Annotated in this window: 2 protein-coding genes; both read left to right on the forward strand. The window is 28.4% G+C overall.

The window, feature by feature from the left end; genetic code table 4:
• The first annotated feature begins 241 nt into the window (after nucleotides 1-241).
• Nucleotides 242-2,875, forward strand: a complete 2,634-nt coding sequence (gyrA, locus tag N9R85_RS03725; RefSeq protein ID WP_262858642.1) for a DNA gyrase subunit A — start codon at nucleotides 242-244, stop codon at nucleotides 2,873-2,875.
• Between the two features lie 12 nt (nucleotides 2,876-2,887).
• Nucleotides 2,888-3,379, forward strand: a complete 492-nt coding sequence (locus N9R85_RS03730; RefSeq protein WP_262858643.1) for an MscL family protein — start codon at nucleotides 2,888-2,890, stop codon at nucleotides 3,377-3,379.
• The last annotated feature ends 157 nt before the right edge of the window (nucleotides 3,380-3,536 follow it).

Consider the following 3,536-nt stretch of genomic DNA (forward strand, 5'->3'; position numbering starts at 1 on the left):
TTTTTTGTTGTATAATTCATATGGTTCCTCGGTTCATGTGGGGCCATTTTTTTTATTAAAAAATTTCAAGTGCTCCACAATTATATTTTATATAAATTGTGTTGCACTTGAAATTACAATTTAGCATGCCTATTTGAATAGGCATTTTTTTTAAAATGTATACTATATTGTCGTTTTAGCCTTTAATTTATGGCAAAATAATGTATAATTTAATAAAATATATTTTATTAAAAGGAGTACTATGACCGACGATAAAAAAACAAAAGAATTATTAAACGAAGAATCGAATGAAAAATTAAAAAATACTGATCTAGAATTTGATTACGAAGAAGAAAATAGACTTGTTTTTAAAAGAAAAGAAACTGTGGTTGTTGACGAAGAGGAAGAAGAAATACCTCAAAATAAAGAGGAATATACCGTTAGTTCTCAAATAATCGAAAAAGAAACAGACGGTGTCTTCCCTGTTGTTATTGACAACGAAATGAAACAATCATTTTTAGAATATTCTATGAGTGTTATAGTTTTTAGAGCATTGCCTGATGTTCGTGATGGATTAAAACCTGTTCACCGTAGAATACTTTACGATATGGCAGAATTAGGTATTACACCAGGTTCACAACATAGAAAAAGTGCTCGTATTGTTGGGGACGTTCTAGGTAAATACCACCCTCATGGGGATAGTTCGGTTTATGAAGCAATGGTTCGTATGGCCCAAGATTTCTCAATGAGATATCCTTTAGTTGATGGTCATGGTAACTTTGGTTCTATTGACGGTGATGAAGCTGCTGCTATGCGTTATACAGAAGCGAGAATGTCTAAATTATCAGCTGAGATGTTAGATGGAATCAAGAAGCAAACTATTGATTTTGTAGATAATTATGATGGTAGTGAAAAAGAACCTACTGTTCTTCCTTCTCGTTTCCCTAATATTCTCGTTTCAGGGGCCTCAGGAATTGCTGTTGGTATGGCTACAGAAATTCCGCCTCATAATTTAGGTGAAGCAATTGATGCAACTGTTGCCTTAGCTAAAAATCCAGAATTAGAAGTTCGTGATTTAATGCAATATATAAAAGGTCCTGATTTTCCGACTGGAGCTATAATTCTTGGTACTAAAGGTATTCTTGACGCATACGAAACAGGTAAAGGAAGTATTACAGTTAGATCTAAAACAAAAATTATTGAAAAATCAAACGGTAGAAATCAAATTATTGTTACCGAAATACCTTACGCAATTAAGAAAACAACTTTAATTCAAAAAATAGTAGACTATCATAAGACAAGAGAAATTGAAGGTATTTCAGATCTTAGAGATGAATCTAACAGAGAAGGTATAAGAATTGTTATAGATGTTAAAAAAGGTTATAATCCGCACGTTTTATTAAATAAACTTTATCAAAAAACGTATTTACAAACTACATATAGTGCAAACATGGTGGCTTTAGTTAATGGAGAACCTAAAGTTTTAAATTTAAAACAAATTTTAACTGAATATATTGCACATCAAAAAAATATAGTTTCTCGTAGATTGAAATTTGACCTTAATAAAGCTGAAGAGAGAGCACATATATTAGAAGGTTTAAAAATTGCAATTTCAAACATTGATGAAGTAATTAAAATTATTAAAACATCTAAAACTGAATCTATTGCTCAACAAAGACTTTCTGAAAGATATGAATTAACAGATAGACAAACTAAAGCAATATTGAGCATGAGCCTTGGTCGTTTAACAGGATTGAGCATTGAGAATATGGAAGCAGAATTAGCTTCATTATTAAAAGAAATTCAATATTATTTAGAAATTCTAAGTGATGAACAAAAATTAATTGAGTTAATAATTTCTGAATTAGAAGAAATTAAAAATAAATTTAACGATGAAAGACGTACTTTTATAGATGTTGCTGGAATTGGTAAAATAAGTGATGAAGATTTAATACCCGTTAAAGATATAGTTATAACAGCTTCGATAAACGGATACGTAAAAAGAATTAATCTTGAGGAATATAATACACAAAAACGTGGTGGTGTAGGTTCTATTAGTATGAAAACCTATGAAGATGATGATATTTCATTAATATTAAATAGTACAACACATAGTGATTTATTATTATTTTCAAATTTTGGTAAGGCTTATAGTTTGAGAGGTTATCAAATTCCTGAAGGTTCTAAACAAAGTAAAGGAATACCTTTTATCAATCTTATTGAAAGTTTAAATGTTAAAGATGGCGAAAAAATAATTTCTATAATTAGTGTCGATGAGTTTCAAGATGATAATTATTTAGCTACAATAACAAAAAATGGTATTTTTAAAAAGTCAGATTTATCATTATTTAAAAACGTTCGTAAGAATGGTTTAAGAGCATTTAGTTTAGCTGAAGGTGACGAATTAGTACGTGCATTTATAATTTCTGATAATGATAATATTCTTGTAGCTAATAATCATAAAAATATAGCTATTTTTAAAGCTAACGATATTCGTCCGATGGGTCGTACATCTCGTGGTGTAAGAGGTATTAAGCTAGAGCAAGGTCAAAGTGTTATAGGTGCTTCAACAAATAGAGATGGTTCATTAATCCTTTCTTTAGGAAGTAAAGGTTTTGGAAAACTTACAGATGAACAAGAATATCGTTTATCAAAACGTGGTGCTAAAGGTGTAACAGGAATAAATCCTGAAAAAGCAGGAAAATTAGTTTTTGCACGTTTTGTCGAAACTACCGATGAGTTGTTAGTTATTACAACAAGTGGAATAACAATACGTACAAAGATTAGTGAAATTAGTCAAACATCTAGAGCAACAAAAGGAGTTAAGATAATTAACTTAAGAGACAAAGATGAAATCACCGCTGTTGAAATAATTAAAGGCGAAAAAGAAAATTAATTAAGGCTATATATGAAAAAAACAAATTTAAAAGACGCTTTTAAAAATATTGTTAAGGATAAAAAAATAGGTAGATTACGCAAAAGTTATATAGAAGCAACAAATTATTTTAAAAAAGGTAATTTTTTAATATTAGCAGTTGGTTTTATTTCTGGTTTAATTTTTAAGGATCTTGTTTCATCCTTGGCTAATGATATAATTTTAGGAGCTATAAGTAGTATCTATAATTTTAAAAATTCAGATATTAATAGTCTAGCTTGACATGGTATTAAATATGGTAAATTCATTGGTATTTTAATTAACTTTATTTTAATTACTTTTGTTTTATTTATTATATTAATAGTTGTTTTCTTTATCAAGTCCTTCATAACAGATTTTAGAAAAAGAAATAACCCACCTGTCGAAGAACCTGTTGAAAAACAAATTAGTATAGAAGAACAAATTTTAGAACAACTTAAACTTATAAATGAAAAATTAAATAATTCTAATCAAAATAATAATTAATAAAAAACAAAATCAAGTTTTTGATTTTGTTGCTAAATTGTAATTTCAAGTGCAACACAATTTATATAAAATATAATTGTGGAGCACTTGAAATTTTTTAATAAAAAAATGGCCCCACATGAACCGAGGAACCATATGAATTATACAACAAAAAATT

Origin of the sequence: Mycoplasma sp. CSL7503-lung, assembly GCF_025515455.1 — a bacterium.
Lineage (GTDB): Bacteria > Bacillota_I > Bacilli_A > Mycoplasmatales > Metamycoplasmataceae > Mycoplasmopsis.